The 20,720-nt window shown below is 71.1% G+C and carries 14 protein-coding genes and 2 pseudogenes; 8 read left to right on the top strand and 8 right to left on the bottom strand.

The genetic code is table 11. The features are described from left to right. Window positions 1-48: 48 nt before the first annotated feature. Both MOTC310_RS13275 and MOTC310_RS13280 read right to left on the bottom strand, forming a co-directional pair. Complete coding sequence (locus MOTC310_RS13275; protein ID WP_331302090.1) at window positions 49-1,203, bottom strand: AAA family ATPase; 1,155 nt, start codon at window positions 1,201-1,203, stop codon at window positions 49-51. Window positions 1,204-1,218: 15 nt separating this feature from the next. Continuing rightward, window positions 1,219-2,211, bottom strand: coding sequence for a polyphosphate kinase 2 family protein (locus tag MOTC310_RS13280; RefSeq protein ID WP_331302091.1), 993 nt, complete (start codon window positions 2,209-2,211; stop codon window positions 1,219-1,221). Window positions 2,212-2,307: 96 nt separating this feature from the next. Here MOTC310_RS13280 and MOTC310_RS13285 point away from each other — a divergent pair, with 96 nt between their 5' ends. From MOTC310_RS13285 to MOTC310_RS13300, 4 genes and pseudogenes are all read left to right on the top strand, one after another. After that, window positions 2,308-2,895: a histidine phosphatase family protein gene (locus tag MOTC310_RS13285; protein WP_331302231.1), complete on the top strand. Its 588-nt coding sequence runs from the start codon at window positions 2,308-2,310 to the stop codon at window positions 2,893-2,895. A 111-nt stretch (window positions 2,896-3,006) separates the two neighbouring features. Continuing rightward, window positions 3,007-3,444, top strand: a pseudogene (locus MOTC310_RS13290) (AMP-binding protein); the annotation flags it as partial. Window positions 3,445-3,682: 238 nt separating this feature from the next. After that, window positions 3,683-7,276 (top strand): annotated as a pseudogene (locus MOTC310_RS13295) (Pls/PosA family non-ribosomal peptide synthetase); the annotation flags it as partial. A gap of 415 nt (window positions 7,277-7,691) precedes the next feature. After that, a complete protein-coding gene (locus MOTC310_RS13300) occupies window positions 7,692-8,846 on the top strand; it encodes a GGDEF domain-containing protein (RefSeq protein WP_331302094.1) in 1,155 nt (384 codons plus the stop codon). A gap of 16 nt (window positions 8,847-8,862) precedes the next feature. On the opposite strand, the gene MOTC310_RS13305 is transcribed toward MOTC310_RS13300, so the two are convergent. After that, on the bottom strand, window positions 8,863-10,338 hold the full coding sequence (locus tag MOTC310_RS13305) for a methyl-accepting chemotaxis protein (protein WP_331293429.1): 1,476 nt from the start codon (window positions 10,336-10,338) through the stop codon (window positions 8,863-8,865). Between the two features lie 372 nt (window positions 10,339-10,710). Between MOTC310_RS13305 and MOTC310_RS13310 the strand changes: the two genes are divergently transcribed. Then, window positions 10,711-10,917, top strand: coding sequence for a SlyX family protein (locus MOTC310_RS13310; protein ID WP_331302095.1), 207 nt, complete (start codon window positions 10,711-10,713; stop codon window positions 10,915-10,917). A 44-nt stretch (window positions 10,918-10,961) separates the two neighbouring features. On the opposite strand, the gene MOTC310_RS13315 is transcribed toward MOTC310_RS13310, so the two are convergent. Both MOTC310_RS13315 and MOTC310_RS13320 read right to left on the bottom strand, forming a co-directional pair. After that, entirely contained in the window at window positions 10,962-12,395 is a 1,434-nt protein-coding gene (locus MOTC310_RS13315) for an NAD-dependent succinate-semialdehyde dehydrogenase (protein WP_331302096.1), read from the bottom strand. A 101-nt stretch (window positions 12,396-12,496) separates the two neighbouring features. Beyond that, on the bottom strand, window positions 12,497-13,282 hold the full coding sequence (locus MOTC310_RS13320) for a class II glutamine amidotransferase (RefSeq protein ID WP_331293426.1): 786 nt from the start codon (window positions 13,280-13,282) through the stop codon (window positions 12,497-12,499). 320 nt (window positions 13,283-13,602) lie between these two features. Here MOTC310_RS13320 and MOTC310_RS13325 point away from each other — a divergent pair, with 320 nt between their 5' ends. Further along, a complete protein-coding gene (locus MOTC310_RS13325) occupies window positions 13,603-13,995 on the top strand; it encodes a response regulator (protein WP_331293425.1) in 393 nt (130 codons plus the stop codon). 353 nt (window positions 13,996-14,348) lie between these two features. Here MOTC310_RS13325 and rpsU read toward each other — a convergent pair whose 3' ends face one another. Beyond that, window positions 14,349-14,684 carry a 30S ribosomal protein S21 gene (gene rpsU, locus MOTC310_RS13330; protein WP_331293424.1) on the bottom strand — a complete coding sequence of 112 codons (336 nt, stop codon included), beginning with the start codon at window positions 14,682-14,684 and terminating at the stop codon, window positions 14,349-14,351. 222 nt (window positions 14,685-14,906) lie between these two features. Here rpsU and MOTC310_RS13335 point away from each other — a divergent pair, with 222 nt between their 5' ends. After that, window positions 14,907-15,953 carry a threonine aldolase family protein gene (locus MOTC310_RS13335; RefSeq protein WP_331302097.1) on the top strand — a complete coding sequence of 349 codons (1,047 nt, stop codon included), beginning with the start codon at window positions 14,907-14,909 and terminating at the stop codon, window positions 15,951-15,953. A gap of 256 nt (window positions 15,954-16,209) precedes the next feature. On the opposite strand, the gene MOTC310_RS13340 is transcribed toward MOTC310_RS13335, so the two are convergent. Both MOTC310_RS13340 and MOTC310_RS13345 read right to left on the bottom strand, forming a co-directional pair. Next, window positions 16,210-17,397, bottom strand: a complete 1,188-nt coding sequence (locus MOTC310_RS13340; RefSeq protein ID WP_331302098.1) for a DUF1501 domain-containing protein — start codon at window positions 17,395-17,397, stop codon at window positions 16,210-16,212. Beyond that, window positions 17,394-18,923, bottom strand: a complete 1,530-nt coding sequence (locus MOTC310_RS13345; RefSeq protein ID WP_331302099.1) for a DUF1800 domain-containing protein — start codon at window positions 18,921-18,923, stop codon at window positions 17,394-17,396. Before MOTC310_RS13345 ends, MOTC310_RS13340 begins: the two co-directional genes overlap by 4 nt. A 181-nt stretch (window positions 18,924-19,104) precedes the next feature. Between MOTC310_RS13345 and MOTC310_RS13350 the strand changes: the two genes are divergently transcribed. After that, window positions 19,105-20,718: a peptide chain release factor 3 gene (locus MOTC310_RS13350; protein WP_331302100.1), complete on the top strand. Its 1,614-nt coding sequence runs from the start codon at window positions 19,105-19,107 to the stop codon at window positions 20,716-20,718. The last annotated feature ends 2 nt before the right edge of the window (window positions 20,719-20,720 follow it).

The following is a 20,720-nucleotide window of genomic DNA, read 5'->3' on the forward strand; positions in this document are numbered from 1 at the left end:
CGGACAGCGGCCGGCGCCGGGCTTCGCGGAGCGACGGGCCGACCGTCCTCACGCGTCCTCCGCCTGGTCGAACTCCCCCGAGAGCTTGAGCCCGTCGATCCAGGTCTCGCCGTCGCGCTTGACGACGAGGCGCGGCCGGACGTTGCCGTGCCGCGCGATCCCCGCCGCCAGCCGCTCCGAATGCGTGACGAGCCAGACCTGCGTCCGCTCCGCGGCCCGCGCGATCAGCCGCGCCAGGGGATCCATGAGATCGGGATGCAGACTGGTCTCGGGCTCGTTCAGCGCGATGAACGGCGGCAGCCGGTAGCCGAGCAGCGCTCCGGCCAGCGCGAGGTAGCGCAGGGTGCCGTCCGACAGTTCCGGCGGATCGAAGGTCCGGGCGGGGAAGTCGGGGAAGCGCAGGCCGAAGCGCGCGTGACGGCCGGGCTCCGGAAGGACGAGCACCGCGCCCGGGAAGGCGGCATCGACGGCCGCGTCGAGTTCGGTCGTGTCCTGCCGGATATGCGCCAGCGTGGCGAAGACGGCCGCGAGGTCCGCGCCGTCGGACGCGAGCGTCGGCGTCGTCACCGCGAGGCAGGATCGGCGCAGGGGCGACTCGGCATCCGTCCGGGAGTCGTGGTGGAAGCGCCACCCCGTCAGGGCGAGGCGGACCGCGGCGATCTCGGGATGGCCGGTGGCGTCGAGGAGGCTCCCGAGAGCGGTCTCGGTGGGCAGCAGGTCCCCGCCGAGGACGCGCTTGCGGCCCTCCGCGTCGCGGACGAAGCCGCTCCGCCCGTCGCGATCGAGGATCACGGTCGCCCGGCCGCGGGCGCGGACTGTCAGGCGCTCGACCTTGACCTGCGGCTCCTTCCGGAAGGCGGCGCCGAAGGTCGTTCCGCCGACCTGCTGCACCAGCCCGATTTCCACCGCGTAGACGAAGTCCTGCCCGATCGTGTCGTGGCGCAGGGTTGCCGACAGGCGTATCCGCGCGGCCTCGTCCTGCCGCCGGCGGCCGGCCCAGAGAGTTGAGTCGATGCCGCCCTCGGCGGCGAGGTCGCGGGTGAGGGTGCCGCGAGCGGCCGACTGAAGGAGCTCGAGGGCCCGGTAAAGGTTGGTCTTGCCGGTGCCGTTGCCACCGACGAAGACCGACCGCGCGTCCACCGGGAAGCCGATCCGCCGCAGCGAGCGGTAGCCCGAGACCGCGACCTCCCGAACCGCCAGCATCCCGGGTCCTCCGCGTCAGTCCGGCACCGTCAGATCCGCAATGCCCTTGGCGGCCTCGGGGAATCGCGGGTCCATGGCCGCCAGCGTATCCGCCACGGTCCGGGCAATCACGTAGTTGCGGAACCACTTATGGTTGGCCGGCACCACCAGCCAGGGCGCCTCGGGCGTCGAGCAGCGGCCGAGGGCGTCGGCGAAGGCCTGCTGGTAGGCGTCCCAGGATTTCCGCTCGACCAGGTCGGCCGGGTCGAACTTCCAGTGCTTCTCGGGATCGGCGATCCGGGCCTCCAGGCGCTTCTTCTGCTCCGCCTTGGAGATGTGCAGGAAGAACTTGAGGACCGTCGTGCCCGATTCGGTGAGCAGGCGCTCGAAATCGTTGATCCGGCCGTAGCGGCTCTGCCAGACCGCGTCCGGCACGAGGCCCTTGACCCGCACCACCAGCACGTCCTCGTAGTGGCTGCGGTTGAACACCCCGATCATGCCGCGCCCCGGCACCCGGGCGTGGTAGCGCCACAGGAAGTCGTGGTCGAGCTCCTCGCTCGAGGGCACCTTGAACGAGGCCACCGCGCAGCCCTGCGGGTTCACCCCCTTGAGCACCGACCGGATCGTGCCGTCCTTGCCACCGGTGTCGATCGCCTGGAACACCAGCAGGAGACTCCGGGCGCGCTCCGCGTAGAGGCGCTCCTGGAGGGCGACGATGCGCTCGCGCTCCTCGGCGAGGGCGTCCTTGGCCCAGTCCTTGTCGAGCCCGCCGTCGTCGTCCGGGTCGACCGTGCCGAGATCGAAGGGGGCGCCCGGCTCCACCGCCACGATGCCCGGCGCGGGGCGGATCGGCACCGGCCCGTGCTGGCCGAGCGCCGCCGGTACGGACTCGGCCAGGGCGTCGACGCTGCCGGCCCAGCGGGCCGTCGACGGGCGGTGATCCACGGTGGGGCCATGCAGATCGCCGCCACCTGTCATGCCGTCGCCGCGTTTGTGGCCGCGATGATGCTTGCCGTGCTTCTTGGACATGGGGCAGGACCTGTTTCCGGATATGGCCGACCGACGGCGAGAACGGCCGGCAATCCAGGCCGTTCCGGATGCCTGCGCAGGACGGGGTTGAGACGGTTGGCTACGATCTACTTCATCCGGCACGGCCAGACCGCCTGGAACGCCGAGGGACGCCTCCAGGGCGGGCGCGACACCGACCTCAACGCGCAGGGCGAGGCGCAGGCCGCCGCCGTGGCGGAGCGCCTCGCCGCCGCGGCGGGGCCGGCGCTGACGGGGGCCGATTTCGTCGCCAGCCCGCTGAAGCGCACCCGGCGCACCATGGAGATCCTCCGGACCACCCTTGGCCTGCCGCCGGAGGCCTACCGCACCGATCCGCGCCTCCGGGAGATCGGCTTCGGCAGCTGGGAGGGCTCCACCTGGGCGGAGATCCGGCGCCGCGACCCGGCCGGGGCCGCCGGCCGCGACCGCGACCGCTGGCACTACCGCCCGCCCGGCCTCGGCGCCGAGAGCTACGCCGGCCTCGTCGAGCGCGTCGGCCCGATGATCGCGGCCCTGGAGCGGGACGCGGTGATCGTCGCCCACGGCGGCGTCGCCCGGGCCGCCCTGGTGGCCCTCGGCCATCTCGACATCTACGCCGCGCCCCGCCTCGGCATCCGGCAGGGCGAGGTCCTGATCCTCGAGCCCGGCGGCTGGCGCTGGGCTTGATCCCGCGCGCCGGCGCAGTGCAAAGCCGCCTCGATAACGGCATGATCGGCAGGCTATAGGGCGGCGGCCAGGACAGGCGCCGGCGCGAGCGGCCGGCCAGCGGAGCAGCGGATGAGCGACGTCGCCGAGAAGACCCGGCCCGGCCCGGCGGCCGGGGAGCCCGCGCCTCTCGGGGACGCGGCGGCGATCCTGCGCGGCGACCACCGGCCCGACCTGATCCGCGACGAGGTCCTGGCCGAGATCTTCCTGCACTCGGCCCGGACGCGGCCCGACCATCCCTGCCTCGTCGACGGCGCCCGCGTCGAGGCCGGGGGTGTCCACCCGCATCTGACCTACGCGGCGGTCGCCGCCCGGGCCGGCCGGATCGCCGCCGGGCTCGCCCATCGCGGCATCGGCCCCGGCGACGTCGTCGGCCTGTGGATGGCCCGGGGCCCGGACCTCCTCGTCGCGCAGATCGGCATCACGATGTCGGGGGCGGCGTGGCTGCCCTTCGACGCCGAGGCGCCGGCCGACCGGGTGGGCGTGTGCCTCACCGACGCGGGCGCGAGCCAAGGCGGCTTCGCCAGCATCGTCCCGCACACCTTCCGGCACCTGTTCGGCGGTACGGACGATCTCGCCATGCGCGACTTGGTTGAGCCCGCGTACCGCCAGTCGGTCGGGCTCGTCCTGTCCGAGCGCGACCCTCTGCCGTCAATGGCCGCTGCGCTGTTCCGGATCGTCCTCGACGCGGACTACGACATGACCTTTGTCGACCTCTGCGAACCGGCATGAAGGATGTCTCCATNCCGACGACGCGCCCGCCCTGACGCCGGCCGATCTCGCCGCCGGGACGCCCGCCGACGCGCCGGTGCCGGACCCGCGCGCGGCCGGTCTGACCCCCGAGCATCCCGCCTACCTGATCTACACCTCCGGCTCGACCGGCGTGCCCAAGGGCATCGTCATCAGCCACGCCAACATCTGCCACTTCCTGCGGTCGGGGAACGCCCTCTACGGGATGCGCGCCGACGACGTGGTCTTCCAGGGCGCCTCTGTGGCCTTCGACCTCTCGATGGAGGAGATCTGGGTCCCGTATCTCGTGGGCGCGACGCTGTTCGTCGCGAGCCCCGCCATGATGGGCGACCTCGAATCGCTCCCCGGCATCCTGGAGGCCGAGGGGATCACGGTGCTCGACACCGTCCCGACGCTTCTGGCGATGATCTCCGGCGACCTGCCGCGGGTCCGCCTCGTCCTGCTCGGCGGCGAGGCGCTGCCCGAGCCGCTGATCGCCCGCTGGGCGACGGGCGGGCGCCAGCTGTTCAACACCTACGGGCCCACGGAAGCCACCGTGGTGGCGACCGCGGCCGAGATGCGCGCTGGCGAGCCGGTGACCATCGGCGGCCCGATCCCGAACTACTCCGTCTACGTCGCCGGCGAGGACCTCAGCCTGCTCGGCCGCGACCAGCAGGGCGAGCTTCTGATCGGCGGTCCCGGCGTGGCGCGGGGCTACCTCGCCCGTCCCGAGCTGACGGCGGAGAAGTTCATCGCCAATCCCTTCGCGTCGGACGGGACCGACCCGGTGCTCTACCGCTCGGGCGACGCGGTCTCCCTCGACGCTGCCGGGCGGATCGTGTTCCACGGCCGGATCGACGACCAGGTGAAGATCCGCGGCTTCCGGGTGGAGCTGGGCGAGATCGAGTCGCGGATCCGGGCGGTGCCCGACATCAACCAGGCGGCCGTCGTGCTCCGGAAGGACGACGGCGTCGACCGGCTCGTCGCCTTCCTGATCCCGGAGCGCGGCCGGACCATCGACGCCGCGGCGTTGCGCCGGACGCTCGCCGGACAGATGCCCCCCTACATGGTGCCCGGCCATTTCGAGGTGGCCGAGACCCTCCCTCGGCTCACCTCCGGGAAGGTCGACCGCAAGGCGCTGCGGATCGCCCCGCTCACGGTGGTCGCCGCCGACGGCGAGCAGGAGCCGCCCGCCAACGAGACCGAGGCGGCCCTCGTCGCCGCCGCCAAGCAGGTCTTCGGCAACCAGCCGATCGCCCTCGAGGGCGACTTCTTCTCCGATCTCGGCGGCCACTCGCTGCTCGCCGCCCGCTTCGTCTCGGCGGTGCGGGAGAACCCGCCGCTCGCCGGCATCACCCTGCCGGACGTCTACGCCCTGCGCACCGTGCGGGCGATGGCCGACGCGCTCATCGCCCGCACGGGCGGGATGGGTGCCGGAGCCGCGACCCGCGACCTGAGCTTCGACCCGCCGCCGCTGCTGCGCCGAGCTCTGTGCGGCCTCGCGCAGCTCGTCGCGCTGCCCTTCGTGATCGCGCTGGCGACCGCGCAGTGGCTCGGCATGTTCGTGACCTACCTTCTGCTCACGGGCGGCGGCTTGAGCTTCTTCGCCGAGCTCGGGGTGCTGCTCCTCGTCTACGTGGCGATCAACGGCGCGACCGCGGTGGCCGCGGTGGCCGGCAAGTGGCTGATCCTGGGGCGAACCAAGCCGGGCCGGTACCCGCTCTGGGGCACCTACTACTACCGCTGGTGGCTCGCGCAGCGGCTGGCGCCCCTGGTTCACGTGAAGTGGCTCCAGGGCTCCCCGGCCATCGCCATCTACCTGCGGCTCATGGGCGCCAAGGTCGGCCGCGACACCCTGATCTCCGACATCGAGATCGGCGCGCCCGACCTCCTGACCATCGGCGACGGCGCGTCCCTGGGCGGCCGTCTCGTCATCGCCAACGCCGAAATCGTCGGCAACGAGCTGGTCATCGGCACGGCCGAGATCGGCGCCGACGCGGCGGTCGGCACCTCCTGCGTGATCAGCAACGACACGGTGATCGGACCGCAGGCCGAGATCGCCGACCTGACCACGATCCCGGCGGGCTCGCGCGTCGGCGCGGCCGAGCGCTGGGACGGCTCGCCCGGCCGCAGGGTCGGGATGGCCGATCCGGCGGATCTGCCCGCGCCCGCCGAGGCCTCGTTCGCGCGCCGCGCCGCCTTCCTGGCGGCCTATATCGTGCTGCTCGGCGCGATCCCCGCGGTCGGCCTGCTGCCGATCTTCCCGGCGTTCTTCATCTTCGACCAGATCTCGGACTCGCTCTCCGACATCACCGACATCGACTATCACTGGTACCTGCCGATCCTCACCTGGCCCACCGCCATGCTCATGACGGCCGGCACGGTGCTGCTGATCGCCGGCATCCGCTGGATCGTGCTGCCGCGGACTCGCTCGGGCACCTACTCGGTCCACTCGCTGTTCTACCTGCGCAAATGGTCTCTGGCGCTCGCCGTCGAGGTGACCCTGGAGACGCTCTCGTCGCTGTTCGCGACCGTCTACATGCGGGCGTGGTACCGGCTGATGGGCGCCGATATGGGCCACGGTGCCGAGATCTCGACCAACCTCGCGGGCCGCTACGACCTCGCCGAGGTCGGCGCGAAGAACTTCGTCGCCGACGAGGTGGTGTACGGCGAGGAGGAGATCCGGCGCGGCTGGATGCACCTGGAGCCGACCCGCACCGGCGCGCGGGTCTTCGTCGGCAACGACGCCGTGGTGCCGCCGGGCGCGGTCATCCCCGACGACGTGCTGATCGGCATCAAGTCGAAGCCGCCCGAGAACGCCGCGATGAACCCCGGCGAGACGTGGTTCGGCTCGCCGCCGATCCGGCTGCCGGCCCGCCAGAAGGTCGATCTCGGCTCCACCGCCCAGACCTACGAGCCCGGCGCGTGGCCGAAGATCCGGCGCGGCGTGTTCGAGGCCTTCGCGACCTCGTTCTCGCCGATGCTCTACATCACCCTCGCGATCACGGTGATCGATTGGTACTTCTACCCGGCCATCCTGGAGCAGGATTGGTGGGGACTGGCCTACAGCTTCGTCGCTGCGAGCGTCGCCATCGCGCTGATCCAGTCCTCGGCGGTCATCGCCATGAAGTGGCTGCTGATGGGCGTCTACAAGCCCGGCATGCAGCCGATGTGGTCGTGGTGGGCGATGCGCACGGAGGCGATCGCGGTCGCCTACTGGGGTCTCGCCGGCAAGGTTCTGCTCGAACACCTCCAGGGTACGCCCTTCCTGCCCTGGGTGCTGCGGCTGTTCGGCGTGAAGGTCGGCAAGGGCGTGTGCATGCTCACGACCGACATCACCGAGTTCGACTGCGTCACCATCGGCGACTACGCCACCATCAACCGGGTCTCGGCACTGCAGACGCACCTCTACGAGGACCGGATCATGAAGATCGGCCGCGTCGTCGTCGGGCGGGGCGTCTCGGTGGGCGCGTTCTCGACCGTCCTGTACGACACGAAGGTCGGGGACTACGCCCGGCTGCGCCCGCTCACCATCGTCATGAAGGGCGAGTCGATCCCCGCCAACACCGAGTGGGAGGGTGCGCCCGCGGTCCCGGTGATCCACGGGGCCTGATCGGCGGTCCGGGACGCGCGTTCCGGACCGCGAGTTTCCTGCGAGGGACTGCGGCGCCGGGGTCCGGACCCGCCTGCGGCGCCCCGGAAGGCCGCGGATCGAGCCACGAGAGACCTCGGGGTGCCGACGGACCGGCCCGCCCGCCACGCGTTCGGTCCGCGCGGGGCGGAGCCGGCGAAGGCCGGCGCCGGAAGCTCCGTCTCCGAGGGCTCCAAACCGTCCTCAAGGTCCTGGGATGAATATGCTGGTGTACTAGCACCTCGGTGTCATGGTGCCGTTCTAATCTAGCTTATTGTGGCTTCCGTTTAGATGTAGTGATATCCTGCCGAAATTCGGATCGTTGCTCGGTCGCACGGCGTCTCGATGCGGGGGAGGGGACGGCTCCGACGTCCGTGTCGAGGATTGACAGTCATCCGTGCAGCTTGATCCCACCACCCTGCTGGTCGTCAGCGCGGCGACGACCTTCCTGGTCGGCACGCTGTTCATGGCCTCGTGGCGGCAGGCGCCCGAATCCCGGGTGCTGGCCTACTGGGGCGCGGCGCATCTCGTGGGCGCGGCCGGATCGGCCGGCCTCGCGCTGCGCAACCAGATCCCTGACCTGATCTCGGTGGGGTTGGCCAACGCCGTGGTGCTGGCCGCCTACGGCCTGATCTGGAGCGGCGTCCGCTCCTTCGAGCACCGCGAGCCGCGGGTGGGCATCGCGATGGCCGGCGCACTCGGCTGGTGCGTCCTCTGCCTGATCCCGACCTTCTACGGGTCGATCGACGCCCGCATCATCTACGCCTCGGCGGTGGCGGCCCTCTATTGCTGCGCCGCGACCGCGGAGATCTGGCGCGGTCGGGCCGAGCGGCTCGCCTCCCGCATGGCGGCGGCCACAATCCTGGGCCTGCACGGCACCTTCTACATCGTGCGGATCCCCGCGACGCTGGTGGCGCCGCCGCAGCCGGGTCTCAGCCCCCTCACGTCGCCCTGGGTGGCGATCCTGTGCTTCGTCACCCTGATGTTCTCGATCGCTTCGGCCTTCACATTCATGGCGCTGGTCAAGGAGCGGGCCGAGCGCGAGCAGCGCATCGCCGCCTCCACCGACGCGCTCACCGGCGTCCGCAACCGCCGGTCCTTCGTCCAGGCCGCCGAGGCCGCTATGGCGCAGCACGGCGACGCGGCCCTGCTGCTGTTCGATCTCGACCGGTTCAAGGCCGTCAACGACCGCTTCGGTCACGCGGTCGGCGACGCGGTCCTCGTCGGCTTCTGCGCCGTGGCGACGACCCTGCTGCCCCGCGACGCCCTGCTGGGCCGCCTCGGCGGCGAGGAGTTCGTCTGCCTGCTGCCGGACGTGTCGCCCGCCGAGGCCCTGGCCCGGGCCGAGGAGCTGCGGCAGACCTTCGCGCAGCTCAGCGTCCCCGAACTCCCGGCTCTGCGCGTCAGCGTCAGCATCGGGATCGCGCAGGCCCGCGCCGGCATCGCGTTCGACGCGCTCATGCGACGGGCCGACGCCGCCCTCTACGTCGCCAAGGAGGGCGGGCGCGACCAAGTCGCCGTGGCGGAGCCGGCCGCGATCCGCGCCGCCTGAAGCGGGCGCGGGCCGCTCACGCGAGGGCGCGGGCGGCCTCCGAGACCTTGCGCACCGAGGCGTCGACCACGCCCGCCGACGCGGCGATCTCCGCCATGGCGGAGTGGACGGCCGCGACACTCTGCGCGGCGGATTGCATGTTCTCGGTCATGTCGCGGGTCACCGCGGCCTGCTCGGTCACGGCCGAGGACACGCTCAGCGAGATCGCGCTGAGCTGCTCGATCGTGGCGCCGATCCCGTCGATCGCCGCGACGGCCCGCGAGGTCTCGGCCTGCACGGCCGCGATCTGGGTGCTGATCTCGCCGGTCGCCTTGGCGGTCTGCTCCGCCAGGGCCTTCACCTCGGCGGCAACGACCGCGAACCCCTTGCCGGCGGCCCCGGCGCGGGCCGCCTCGATGGTGGCGTTCAGTGCCAGGAGGTTCGTCTGGTCGGCGATGGAGCGGATCAAGCTCACCGCCGCCCCGATCCGGTCCGCAGCGCCGGTCAGGCCCACGACGATTGCCCCGGCCTCCTCGGCGCGGGTGACGACCAGGTCCACGGAGGATTTCGCCTGCAGGGCGTGGCGGCTCAGCTCCTCGATGGAGGCGGCGAACTCCTCGGAGCCGGCGGCGACCGCCTCGACGTTCCGCGCGGTCTGGCTGGACGTCTCGGCGGTGTCGTCGGCCTGCCGGACGACCCGGCTCATCGAATCGCGGATCGCCGCGATGTCGGCGTCGATGGCGCGCTGGCCCTCGGCCCGGCGGTGCCGATCCTCGACCTGACGGGTCACGTCGGTGGCGAACTTCACGACGGCGCAGGGCTTGCCGTCGGCGTCGAGGATCGGGTTGTAGGCGCCGAAGATCCAGACGGTGCGGCCGTCCTTCCCGATCCGCCGGAACTCGCCGGCCTGGTACTCGCCGTTGCCGAGGGCGGTCCAGAACGCGGCATAGGCCGCGCTCGCCGCCTCGGCCTGCGGCAGGAACATCCGGTGGTGCCGCCCGCGGATCTCCTCCAGGGTGTAGCCCATCGTCGACAGGAAGTTGGCGTTGGCGTCCGTGATCGTCCCGTCGAGGGTGAAGGTGATCACCGCCTGCGACCGGTCGAGGGCCGCGATCTGACCCGCGTGGCGGGCGTTGCGGTCGCGCTCCTCGGTGATGTCGGTGGCGAGCTTGACCACCTTGGTCGGCCTGCCGCGCCGGTCGAGGATCGGGTTGTACGATCCCTGGATCCAGACGATCCCGCCGGATTTCGTGACGCGGCGGAAGGCCCGGGCCTCGTGCTGGCCGGCGCGCAGCCGGTCCCAGAACGCGGCGTAATCCGGGCCCGCGCGGTCGGCCTCCGGCACGAACAGCCTGTGATGCTGGCCGCGCACCTCCTCGAGCGTGTAGCCGACGAGGTCGAGAAACAGCGCATTGGCGTCCGTGACGGTGCCGTCGAGATCGAACTCGATTCGCGCCATCGTCCGGTCGATCGCCGCGAGCAGGGCATCGTCGCGTGAACCAAACATCGCCATCGCAGCCTGCACCCGCCTGATCTGTATGTGTGCCGTCAAGGATAAGGAAACGGGCTTAAAAATTCATCAATGGCGCCCTGTCACCATGAGTCCGACCGAAGGCCAGCATTGCAGATCTGCGGTGCCTAGGTCAAACGTCGTGGAAAAACTGTCTCCATGTATATCTCGGGCCGTTATAGAATTATTCTGATGCTCCTGGTGCGAGATTTCGGTCTTGGATCGCGCCGCAGTCGGTGACCGACTGATCATGGCCCGGTGCCGATGGCCGGGTGGCTCGGAGGCCGGTCTGGGCTAGGAGGAGGGATGCGCGTCGGTAGCCCGGCCCGACCGGGTGGGAGCGGCTCCCGGCATCGCGCGGACTGGAGGTCGGACATGGACGAGGCCACCCGGATCGATCGCCTGGAGATGCGCCTGACCGAGCAGGACGCGACGATCGAGGATCTGAACCGCACCGTGACCGAGCAGTGGCGGGTGATCGACCGGCTCGCGCGGCAGCTGGACCTGCTGCGGGAGCAGGTGGAGGAGGCGGCCACCCGGGCGGCGCCGCGGGGGCCGGAGCCCCCGCCGCCGCATTACTGAGCGCGGAGGCCGGCGCGCCGCGGGGCGGCGCACCGGACGATGTGTCAGAAGTTCGCCTGCGTGACGAACTTGGTGACCAGATAGGCGTCGAGGGCTTCCGGGCCGCCCTCGCTGCCGTAGCCCGAATCCTTCACGCCGCCAAACGGCGTCTCCGGCAGGGCGAGGCCGTGGTGATTGATGGAGATCATGCCGCTCTCGACCGCGTTCGACACCCGCGCCGCGCGCTCGGCGGAGCGGGTATAGGCGTAGGCGGCGAGCCCGTAGGGCAGGCGGTTGGCCTCGGTGAGCGCTTCCTCGTCGTCGGAGAACCGGTTGATCGCCGCCACGGGGCCGAAGGGCTCCTCGTTCATGATCCGAGCGGTCAGCGGCACCTCGGTGAAGACGGTCGGCTCGAAGAAGTTGCCCTGGTTGCCGATGCGCTTGCCGCCGGTGCGCAGCGTCGCGCCGCTCGACTCGGTGTCCGCAGCCAGCGCCGCGATGGCGTCGAGCCGCCGGCCGTGGACGAGCGGGCCCATCTTGGTCTCGGGGTCGAGGCCGTCGCCGACCTTCACCGACTTGGCGAAGTTGGTGAAGCCCTCGACGAACCGGTCGAAGACCGAGTCGTGCACGAGGAAGCGGGTCGGCGAGACGCAGACCTGGCCGGCGTTGCGGAACTTCGACGGGGCCAGGACGGCCACCGCCTTCTCCACGTCGGCGTCGCCGAACACGATCGCGGGGGCGTGGCCGCCGAGCTCCATGGTGGCCCGCTTCATGTGCGCGCCGGCCAGCGCCGCGAGCTTCTTGCCGACCACCGTCGAGCCGGTGAACGAGATCTTCCGGATCACCGGATGCGGGATCAGGTAGGCCGAGATGGTCTCGGGGTCGCCGTAGACCAGTGAGAGCGCGTCGCCCGGGATGCCGGCATCCAGGAAGGCGCGGACCAGGGCCGCGCAGCTCGCCGGCGTGTCCTCAGGGCCCTTCAGGATCACCGTGCAGCCGGTGCAGAGCGCCGCCGAGATCTTGCGGACCGCCTGGTTGATCGGGAAGTTCCAGGGCGTGAAGCAGGCGACGGGGCCGACCGCCTCGCGGACCACCGCCTGCAGCACGCCGTCGGCGCGGCCCGGGATCACGCGGCCGTAGGCGCGCTTACCCTCCTCGGCGAACCAGTCGATGATGTCGGCCGCGGCCAGGGTCTCGACCCGCGACTCGGCCAGCGGCTTGCCCTGTTCCAGAGTCATGATCCGGGCGATCTCGTCGACCCGGGCGCGCAGCAGGTCGGCCGCCTTGCGCATCACCTTGGCGCGCTCGAAGGGGGCGACCCTGCGCCAGGCCGGGAAGGCGCGGGCGGCCGCCGCCAGGGCCTCGTCGAGATCCGCCGTCGTGGCGACCGCGCACTGGCCGATCGTCTCGCCCGTGGCGGGGTTCAGGACCCCCAGGGTGTCCCGGTCGGCACCCGCGCGCCAGCGCCCGGCGATGTGAAGCTCGGTATCCGGATACATCGGTCGATTCCCGCTCGGCCGCACCATCGGCCGCAGGCGGAATGTGGCGATGTGGCGCGCCCCGGCAATCCCCGCGACGGCATGGCTGGGACCGTCTGTATTCAGGCGGCCGCGCGGGCGGGCTCCGGCGCCTCGACCAGCGTCGCCGTTCCGTGGCGGGCGCGCAGGGTCGCGCCCTTCGGGACCACCCGCCAGCCCTCGCGGCAGCCGTCGATCGGCTCCGAGACCACCACGATGCCGCCCGGACCCTCGCGGTAGTACAGGCTCGGTGGACGACCGTCGCAGGCCCAGCGATAGGCGGTGAGCGTCTCGCCGTCCGTGAGCAGCGCGGTGAAGCGCAGGGGCTCGCAGACGTTGGCTGCCTCCATCAGCTCGCGGACGGTCTTCAGCGTTCGTGCCATCGCGCCGACGGGGTCCGCCTCGAGGCCGTTGGCGAGCGCCAGGAGGAAGATCGCCTCCGAGTCGGTGCTCCCGCGGCGATGATCGTAGTAGGAATCCGGGATCAGCGCCTCGAGGCGCCGCTTGATCCGGTGATAGCCGCCGATCTGGCCATTATGCATGAACAGGTGGCGGCCGTGCACGAAGGGGTGGCAGTTGGCCCGGGCGGTGGCCGTCCCTGTCGAGGCGCGCACGTGGGCGAAGAACGTCCGCGCCCGCACCTGCCCGCAGAGGTTGACCAGGTTCTCGTCCGACCACGCCGGGGAGATGTCGCGATAGACACCCGGTTCGGGCCGCTCGGCGTACCAGCCGATGCCGAAGCCGTCGCCGTTGGTCTCGGTCTTCCCCTCGTCGGCGTGCAGCGACTGGTGCACCAGCGAGTGGGTCGGCGCGCAGACGAGGTCGGAGAGGAAGACCGGCTCACCGCTATAGGCGAGGAAACGGCACATGTCGGACGGTGATCCTTCAGCTCTGGTTCGCGTACGGTGCGGGAAGAGGCCTCCCAGGGGTGGAGACGTTCCGCCGCAGGACGTTAACAGTCGGTCCACTCCGGTGAACAGTTTCTTAACCGCTCGGAAACTGCGCCATTTTCGTGCGTTCCGCATGAAATTGGTGCCGTCTGGCTGCAGGGCAGGCATACGCCTCCCGAGCCACGCCGCTCTTGTGAGCCGTCTCATGAAGGGTCAGCATGGCCGAATCGGGGAATCAGAAGTTCGCCCAGGAGGCGGCCGCCCGAAGCGGGGCTACGCACCGTCAGCAGGAGACTTTTATGGATCGCGCAACGCCCGATAGTTCAGCCCCCGTGGCGCTCGTCGTTGAGGACGACGCGGCTGTGCGAGATCTCGCGACCGCGGTGCTCGAGGAAACCGATCTGGGCGTGATCGCCTGCGAGAGCGCGGAGGCTGCCCTGTCGGTGCTGGAGCGGCCCGACGTGACGGTGGCGCTGCTCTTCGCCGATGTGCGCCTGCCCGGTGCTATGGACGGGGTGTCGCTGGCGCAGGCGGTGAAGCGGCGCTGGCCGGACGTGCGCGTCGTCGTCACCTCGGGCGCGAGCCGGGACGCGCGGCTCCCCGATCAGGCAGTCTACATGCAGAAGCCGTGGCGGGCTCTCGACGTACTGGTCCAGGCCGAGCACGCCACCATGGCCGCCAAGGCGGCGTGAGCTGGTGGCCTGAGCCCGTCACGTGATCGCGAGCACTGCGGCACGACCCGGCGCCACATCCGCGGATGCGGCGTCGGTTTGAGCGCCTAGAGCTGTTCCCGCTCGCGCTGCAACGGTTTGGAAGGACGCTTCAGGTCGAGACAGCCGCGCCATGCCCCCTCTCCCGCACGGGAGAGGGGACCCGCGCCTCGTGCGGCACGAGCTCCGATCGCCGCCGTCCCGATCCGGAATGACTTCTCTCGCCACGTACGGCCCCCGCTACAGGGCGTCGCCGTCCGGTCTCGATGCAATTCAAAAAGAAAGCCCGGCCTGCGCGCGCAGGCCGGGCTTCCTCGTCATCGATGGGGTGTCGCTCAGGCGGCGGGGGCCGGGCTGACCGGGGTCTGACCGGAGGCGTTGCCACCCTGGCCCTGCGCGGCGGACGGCGAGGGGAAGCCGGGACGGCGGCCGCCGGCCGGGAAGCGGGGCTTCGGCTTCGGCGCGGCGATCAGGCCCTCGCGGATCGCGGTCTTGCGCGCCTGCTTGCGGGCGCGGCGGACGGCCTCGGCCTTCTCGCGAGCCTTGCGCACGGACGGCTTCTCATAAGCCTTGCGCTGCTTCATCTCGCGGAAGATGCCCTCGCGCTGCATCTTCTTCTTGAGGACGCGGAGCGCTTGATCGACGTTGTTGTCGCGAACGAGTACCTGCAACGGACTTGATCCTCTGGACCTGAATGTCTGAGTTCACGTGGCCCGCCGCCGATCTGGAAACCGGCAACGTCCCTCGCCCGGTTTGAACCCGGGAGGGACGGGAACGTCGGTTTCCGAATCGGCGTGAAGCTCACGCCTTGACGGGGCTATTACACCAAGCGCGCACCAGTTCCAACCTGCTCGCGCGATCCATCTGCGTCCGGCCCGTGCTAGGTTGCGCGGATGAGACACGACGACTCGCAGCAATTCGCCAGCGACAACTATTCCGGCATCTGTCCGGAAGCGTGGGCGGCCATGGAGGCGGCCAATCGCGGCCACGCCCCGGCCTACGGTGAGGACGTCTGGACCGCCCGGGCGGCCGACGCGTTCCGGGACCTGTTCGAGACGCCGTGCGAGGTCTTCTTCGCCTTCAACGGCACGGCCGCCAACGCCCTGGCCCTGGCCGCTCTGTGCCAGTCCTATCACAGCGTGATCTGCGCCGACTCGGCCCATGTCGAGACCGACGAGTGCGGCGCGCCGGAATTCTTCTCGAACGGGTCGAAGCTGCTGACCGTCCGGACCGAGGGCGGCAAGCTCACGCCGGAGGCGATTCGCGGGCTCGCCCAGAACCGCAGCGACATCCACTTCCCGCGGCCGCGGGTGGTGACGATCACGCAGCCCACCGAGACGGGGCAGGTCTACAGCCTCGCCGAGCTGCGGTCCCTGTCGGCGACCTGCCGCGAGCTCGGCCTCGCCCTGCACATGGACGGGTCGCGCTTCGCCAATGCCTGCGCGAGCCTGAACTGCAGCCCCGCCGACATGACGTGGCGCTCGGGCGTCGACGTCCTGTGCTTCGGCGGCACCAAGAACGGGATGCATGCCGGCGAGGCGGTGGTGTTCTTCGATTCCGGGCTCGCGGAGGATTTCGGCTACCGCTGCAAGCAGGCCGGCCAGCTCGCCTCGAAGATGCGCTTCCTCGCTGCCCCCTGGGTCGGCATGCTGGAGAGCGGCGCGTGGCTGAGGAACGCGGCCCACGGCAATGCCTGCGCCCGGCGCTTCTCCGAGGCGGTCGCCGGGCTGCCGGGGGTGCGGGCGCTGTTCCCCGTGGAGGCGAACGCCGTCTTCCTGACGATGCCCGCCGCCACCATGGAGGGCCTGCGCGCCCGGGGCTGGCGGTTCTACACCTTCATCGGCGGGGGCGCGCGCTTCATGTTCGCGTGGGATGCGAGGGCCGAGCGGGTCGACGAACTGGTCGGCGACCTGCGCGCGCTGGCGGCCGCCGCGGCCTGATCCGCTGGACACAGAGGTTCGGAGCCGCACCGAACGTGTTTCGCGCGCCGGTGCCGGGTTTCCCTGCGGCGCGTCGATACGCTGGCGCGACGGGCGCACCGTCGTTCTCGCGAGCGCAGCGAAGCAATCCGGTGTCGCGCGACGTCATCCGATATCGTGCGGCCCTGGATCGGCTCGCTGCGCTCGCGATGACGGAGGGATCGGAAATCCCGGCTCGAGAGGGCTGGGACGACGCGATACGTCGGCGACCTGACCCCTACAGCAGCGCCAGATCCGCTGGGTCCGCGCTGGGGAAGATCCGCCGCAGGCTCGCTTGGTCGAGCCCGTAAAGCCGCCGGAACAGGCCGCTCAGCAGCCCGCGATAGTCGCTGAGCACCGGATAGTCCCGGTTCTGGAACAGGTGCGCCTCGTCCGTCCGCACCTGCGGCCCCGCGATCCGGCCGCCGCGCACCCCGCCGCCGAGGATCCAGTAGACGCTGCCGTGGCCGTGGTCGGTGCCGCGGCTGCCGTTCTCCCGGAAGGTGCGCCCGAACTCCGACAGCACGACCACCACCGTGTCGGACCAACCCGGCCCGATCTCCTCGACGAAGCCCGCGAGGCCGCGGCCGAGCTCGCCGAGCCGGTCGGCGAGGTAGCCGGTGCCGGCGCCCTGGTTCACGTGCGTGTCCCAGCCGCCGACATCCACGAAACCGAGGTTGAAGGTCTCGCGCATCAGGCGGCCGATGCGCCGGGCCGACAGCTCGAAGCCCTTGGGCGAGACCGCCCCGCGGTCGGCCTGGCCGGCATGGTCGGAGATCGTGTGGTAGACCGCGTCGCGCACCCGGAACCCCTCGGTCACGGCGGCGGCCAGCTTTGTGTCGCTGTACATGGCGGCGATGAGGCGGGCCTGCCGGTCGTCGATGCCGGGCTTGCCGACGCCGTTGATGGCGATGTTGGGCACCGTCTCGACGCCCCGGAAGATCAGCGGCATCTGGTCGGTGAAGGCGATCGGCCGGACCCGGGTCAGCTCCGCGGCGAGCCGGGCCATGAAGCCGGAATTGTAGTCGCGGGCGGCCCCGACCGTCTGGCCCATCTCGATCGTGTCCTGCGTCTCGAAATGGCTCCGTGTCAGGTCGTCCGTGCCGGCGAACGGCAAGAAGGCGGCCTGACCCTTGGCGTAGAGCGGCAGGAGCGTCTCGCGCAAAGCCGGGTGCAGGCTCCAGTCGGCGTCGAGCGCCAGGGCGGCCTTCGGGTCGGTGGCGTCCGGCTTGGCGATCGCGAGATTCGGCCGCGACCGGTAGTAGAACTCGCTGCCGGTCGGGATCACCACGTTGGCGGCGTCGTAGGCGCCGCGCAGGAACACCACGAGGAGGCGCGCGTCGGCCTTCGGGGCGGCCCAGACGCGGCCGGCCACCGTGGACAGGCCCAGCGCCGCCGAGGCGCGGATCAGGTCGCGACGGTTCATCGCATGAACTCCGGCGAGGCGAGGTAGAGGGTGTTCCAGTCCTGCGGCGAGACCGCCTGGTCGAGGGCCGCCCGCGTCGCCGCCGACAGGGTGCCCGACAGCGCCGCGAAGTAGAGCCCGTTCGCGAGCACCGGGAAGGCCGGCTCCTCGGCCTGGTCGGGCAGGACCGGCTTGAACAGGCCGGCCGAGCCGGACCCGATCTGCCGGGCGATCTCGAACCGCGTCGCGAGCTGCCCGGGCCCACTCCAGGCGGCGGCGTCGAGGGGGTAGCCGTCCGGCGTCGAGCGGTTGAACAGGCCCTCGCCGAGGCGGTTCAGCCAGCCGAGGACCGGGCCGGCGTTGCGGATCACGCGCCCGTCGTAGGCCATGCGCAGTGCCGAGAAGACGTAGCGAACCGGGTCCTTGAAGGCGCCGCCGCGCCCGGCCGTGAAGGCCGGCTCGCGCACCAGGGCCTCCATCACCGCGGCGATGTCGCCGTCGGTCCGCGCGAAGACGGCGGCGAGGCGGGCCACCAGGGGGCCGTCGGGCGGCTGGCCGAGGAAGTAGGTGGCCAGCGCGCGGGAGACGCTGGTGGCGGTGGCGGGGTTGCGGGCGATGAGGTCGACCGCCTCCTCGACCTCGGGCCAGCCGCGGCCCTGGATGCGCGTGCCGAGGAAGACCTTGTCGCCGTAATCGTGCCGGTTCGGGTTGAACGCGAACAGCCCGTCCCGGCGAAGGTCGGCGGCGTGCGCGGGCCGGATTTTCGGATCGTCGGGCTTCAGGTCGATGCCGACCCCGGTCAGGATCCGCGCCAGCGCCTCGACGTCGCCCTGCGTGTAGCCGGAGCCGACACCCATCGTGTGCAGCTCCATGATCTCCCGGGCGTAGTTCTCGTTGATGCGACCGGCGGCGTTGTCGGCATTGTCGAGGTAGCGCAGCATCGCCGGGTGGCGCAGGCTCGCCATCAGCAGGTCGCGGAAGCGCCCGAGCGCGTGCGGGCGGATCGCCGTGTCGAGGTAGTCGCCCACGGCGGCGCGCAGGGTCGCCTTCCCCTGGTGGACGTTGAGCCGGTTGAACCAGAACCACGTCAGCCGCTCGCGCAGCTGGTCGGGGCTGTAGAGCGCCCGCAGCACCCACGCGGAGGCGGCGTTCCGCGCGGCCGTGTTGAGCGCGCCCTGGAACGCCTGCTGCGCGGCCTTCCTGGCCTCGGGATCGGCGATGTCCTTGGCCGCCCTGGCCTGCGCGTCCAGGGCCTGCGCCCGCTCGAACAGGCTTCCCGGCGGGGTCAGCGCGTCGACCTGCGCCTGGGCGGCGGGCGGCAAGCGTGAATCGGCCGGCGGATGGAGCTGCCCGTTGAGCCAGCGGTCCCGCCCCTCCGCGGTGAGCTGCGCGAAGGAAGAGGGGGTGGCGCCCCAAGTCAGGGCATCCAGGAAGGCGGCGTCGGCCGCGGCGGCGCGCTGCGGCGCCTCGGCCGCGCGGGACCCTGGGCCCGCCGCGGCGACCAGCAGGACGGTGACCAGACAACAGCGTGATGCGGCGCGCGACATCGGGGCCTCGCGAAGCGTGGATCGGCCGGGGAAGCGTGGTGCCGCGCCCCTGTACCGTGCCTGAAAGGCCGCCCGAGTCTGCCGGCGTCTTTGCCAATATCGGGGCTTGCCGCTACACGATCCCGAGACCGCGCGCCCGAGGCCGCGCCCACACGTTCCGCCGATTTAGAGCGTTCGCTCCATGCTGATGCAGACCAAGACCGAGGCGAGGCCGGCCGATCCGGTGTCGCGGCGGCGCACCTTCGCGATCATCTCCCACCCGGACGCGGGCAAGACCACGCTCACCGAGAAGCTGCTGCTGTTCGGGGGCGCGATCCAGCTCGCCGGCGAGGTGAAGGCCAAGCGCAACCGGGTCTCGACCCGGTCCGACTGGATGGGCATCGAGAAGGAGCGCGGCATCTCGGTCGTCACCTCGGTGATGACCTTCGAGTACGGCGACTGCGTCTTCAACCTCCTCGACACGCCCGGCCACGAGGACTTCTCCGAGGACACCTACCGGACGCTCACGGCGGTCGATTCGGCCGTCATGGTGATCGACGCCGCGAAGGGCATCGAGGCGCGCACGCGCAAGCTGTTCGAGGTCTGCCGCCTGCGCGATATCCCGATCGTCACCTTCATCAACAAGCTCGATCGCGAGGCCCGCGACCCGTTCGAGCTGCTCGACGAGATCGAGAAGACGCTGGCCCTCGACGTCGCCCCGGTCACGTGGCCGATCGGCACCGGCCGCAACTTCTCCGGAACTTACGAGCTCGGCGGCAACCGCGTGCGCCGGCTCGACGCCGCGGAGGATGCCGGGATGGTGGCGGTGTCCGGCCCGGACGACCCGCTGTTCGACGAGTTGCTCACCGAGAACGGCGCCGCCGACGCGTGGCGCGAGGAGGTCGAGCTCGCCGAGGGCGGCCTGAAGCCGTTCGACCTCGACGCGTTCCGCGAGGGCCACCTGACGCCGGTCTTCTTCGGCTCGGCGCTGCGCAATTTCGGCGTGCGCGATCTGATCGACGGTCTCGCGAAGGTGGCGCCGCCGCCCCGCGGCCAGGACGCCGACAAGCGCCTCGTCGAGCCGACCGAGCCGCGGATGACCGGCTTCGTGTTCAAGATCCAGGCGAACATGGACCCGAACCACCGGGACCGGATCGCGTTCATGCGGGTCTGCTCGGGCAAGCTCAACCGGGGCATGAAGGCCCGGCTGGTGCGCACCGGCAAGCCGATCTCGCTCTCGGCGCCGCAGTTCTTCTTCGCCCAGGACCGCGCCATCGCGGACGAGGCCTTCGCGGGCGACGTGGTCGGCATCCCGAACCACGGCACGCTGCGGATCGGCGACACCCTCACCGAGGGCGAGGACATCGTGTTCCGCGGGGTGCCCAGCTTCGCGCCGGAGATCCTGCGCCGGATCAAGCTGACCGACGCCATGAAGGCCAAGAAGCTGCGCGAGGCGCTCCAGCAGATGGGCGAGGAGGGCGTCGTCCAGGTCTTCGTGCCGCAGGACGGCAGCCAGGCGATCGTCGGCGTTGTCGGCGCGCTGCAGCTCGACGTGCTGAAGGAGCGCCTCCAGGCCGAGTACGGCCTGCCGGTGGATTACGAGACCTCGCGGTTCTCGGTCTGCCGCTGGGTGTCGTCCGATTCGGAGGCCGAGCTCGACAAGTTCGTCGACTCGCACGGCTCGGCGATGGCCAAGGACCTCGACGGCGCCCCGGTCTTCATGGCGACCACGGCCTTCTCGCTCCGCTACGAGGAGGAGCGCTACCCGGCCGTCCGCTTCACCGACGTGAAGGATTACCAGAAGCGCGCGGCGTGAAG

It is taken from the genome of Methylobacterium oryzae, from assembly GCF_036441375.1.
Taxonomy (GTDB): domain Bacteria; phylum Pseudomonadota; class Alphaproteobacteria; order Rhizobiales; family Beijerinckiaceae; genus Methylobacterium; species Methylobacterium oryzae_A.

Bases quoted from the DNA above. Each gene is read 5' to 3' on its own strand.
- MOTC310_RS13320 (WP_331293426.1), bottom strand. From the start codon at position 13,282: ATGTGCCGTTTCCTCGCCTATAGCGGTGAGCCGGTCTTCCTCTCCGAC.
- MOTC310_RS13315 (WP_331302096.1), bottom strand. From the start codon at position 12,395: ATGTATCCGGATACCGAGCTTCACATCGCCGGGCGCTGGCGCGCGGGT.
- MOTC310_RS13275 (WP_331302090.1), bottom strand. From the start codon at position 1,203: ATGCTGGCGGTTCGGGAGGTCGCGGTCTCGGGCTACCGCTCGCTGCGG.
- MOTC310_RS13350 (WP_331302100.1), top strand. From the start codon at position 19,105: ATGCTGATGCAGACCAAGACCGAGGCGAGGCCGGCCGATCCGGTGTCG.
- MOTC310_RS13340 (WP_331302098.1), bottom strand. From the start codon at position 17,397: ATGAACCGTCGCGACCTGATCCGCGCCTCGGCGGCGCTGGGCCTGTCC.
- MOTC310_RS13335 (WP_331302097.1), top strand. From the start codon at position 14,907: ATGAGACACGACGACTCGCAGCAATTCGCCAGCGACAACTATTCCGGC.
- MOTC310_RS13325 (WP_331293425.1), top strand. From the start codon at position 13,603: ATGGATCGCGCAACGCCCGATAGTTCAGCCCCCGTGGCGCTCGTCGTT.
- MOTC310_RS13310 (WP_331302095.1), top strand. From the start codon at position 10,711: ATGGACGAGGCCACCCGGATCGATCGCCTGGAGATGCGCCTGACCGAG.
- MOTC310_RS13305 (WP_331293429.1), bottom strand. From the start codon at position 10,338: ATGGCGATGTTTGGTTCACGCGACGATGCCCTGCTCGCGGCGATCGAC.
- MOTC310_RS13345 (WP_331302099.1), bottom strand. From the start codon at position 18,923: ATGTCGCGCGCCGCATCACGCTGTTGTCTGGTCACCGTCCTGCTGGTC.
- MOTC310_RS13280 (WP_331302091.1), bottom strand. From the start codon at position 2,211: ATGTCCAAGAAGCACGGCAAGCATCATCGCGGCCACAAACGCGGCGAC.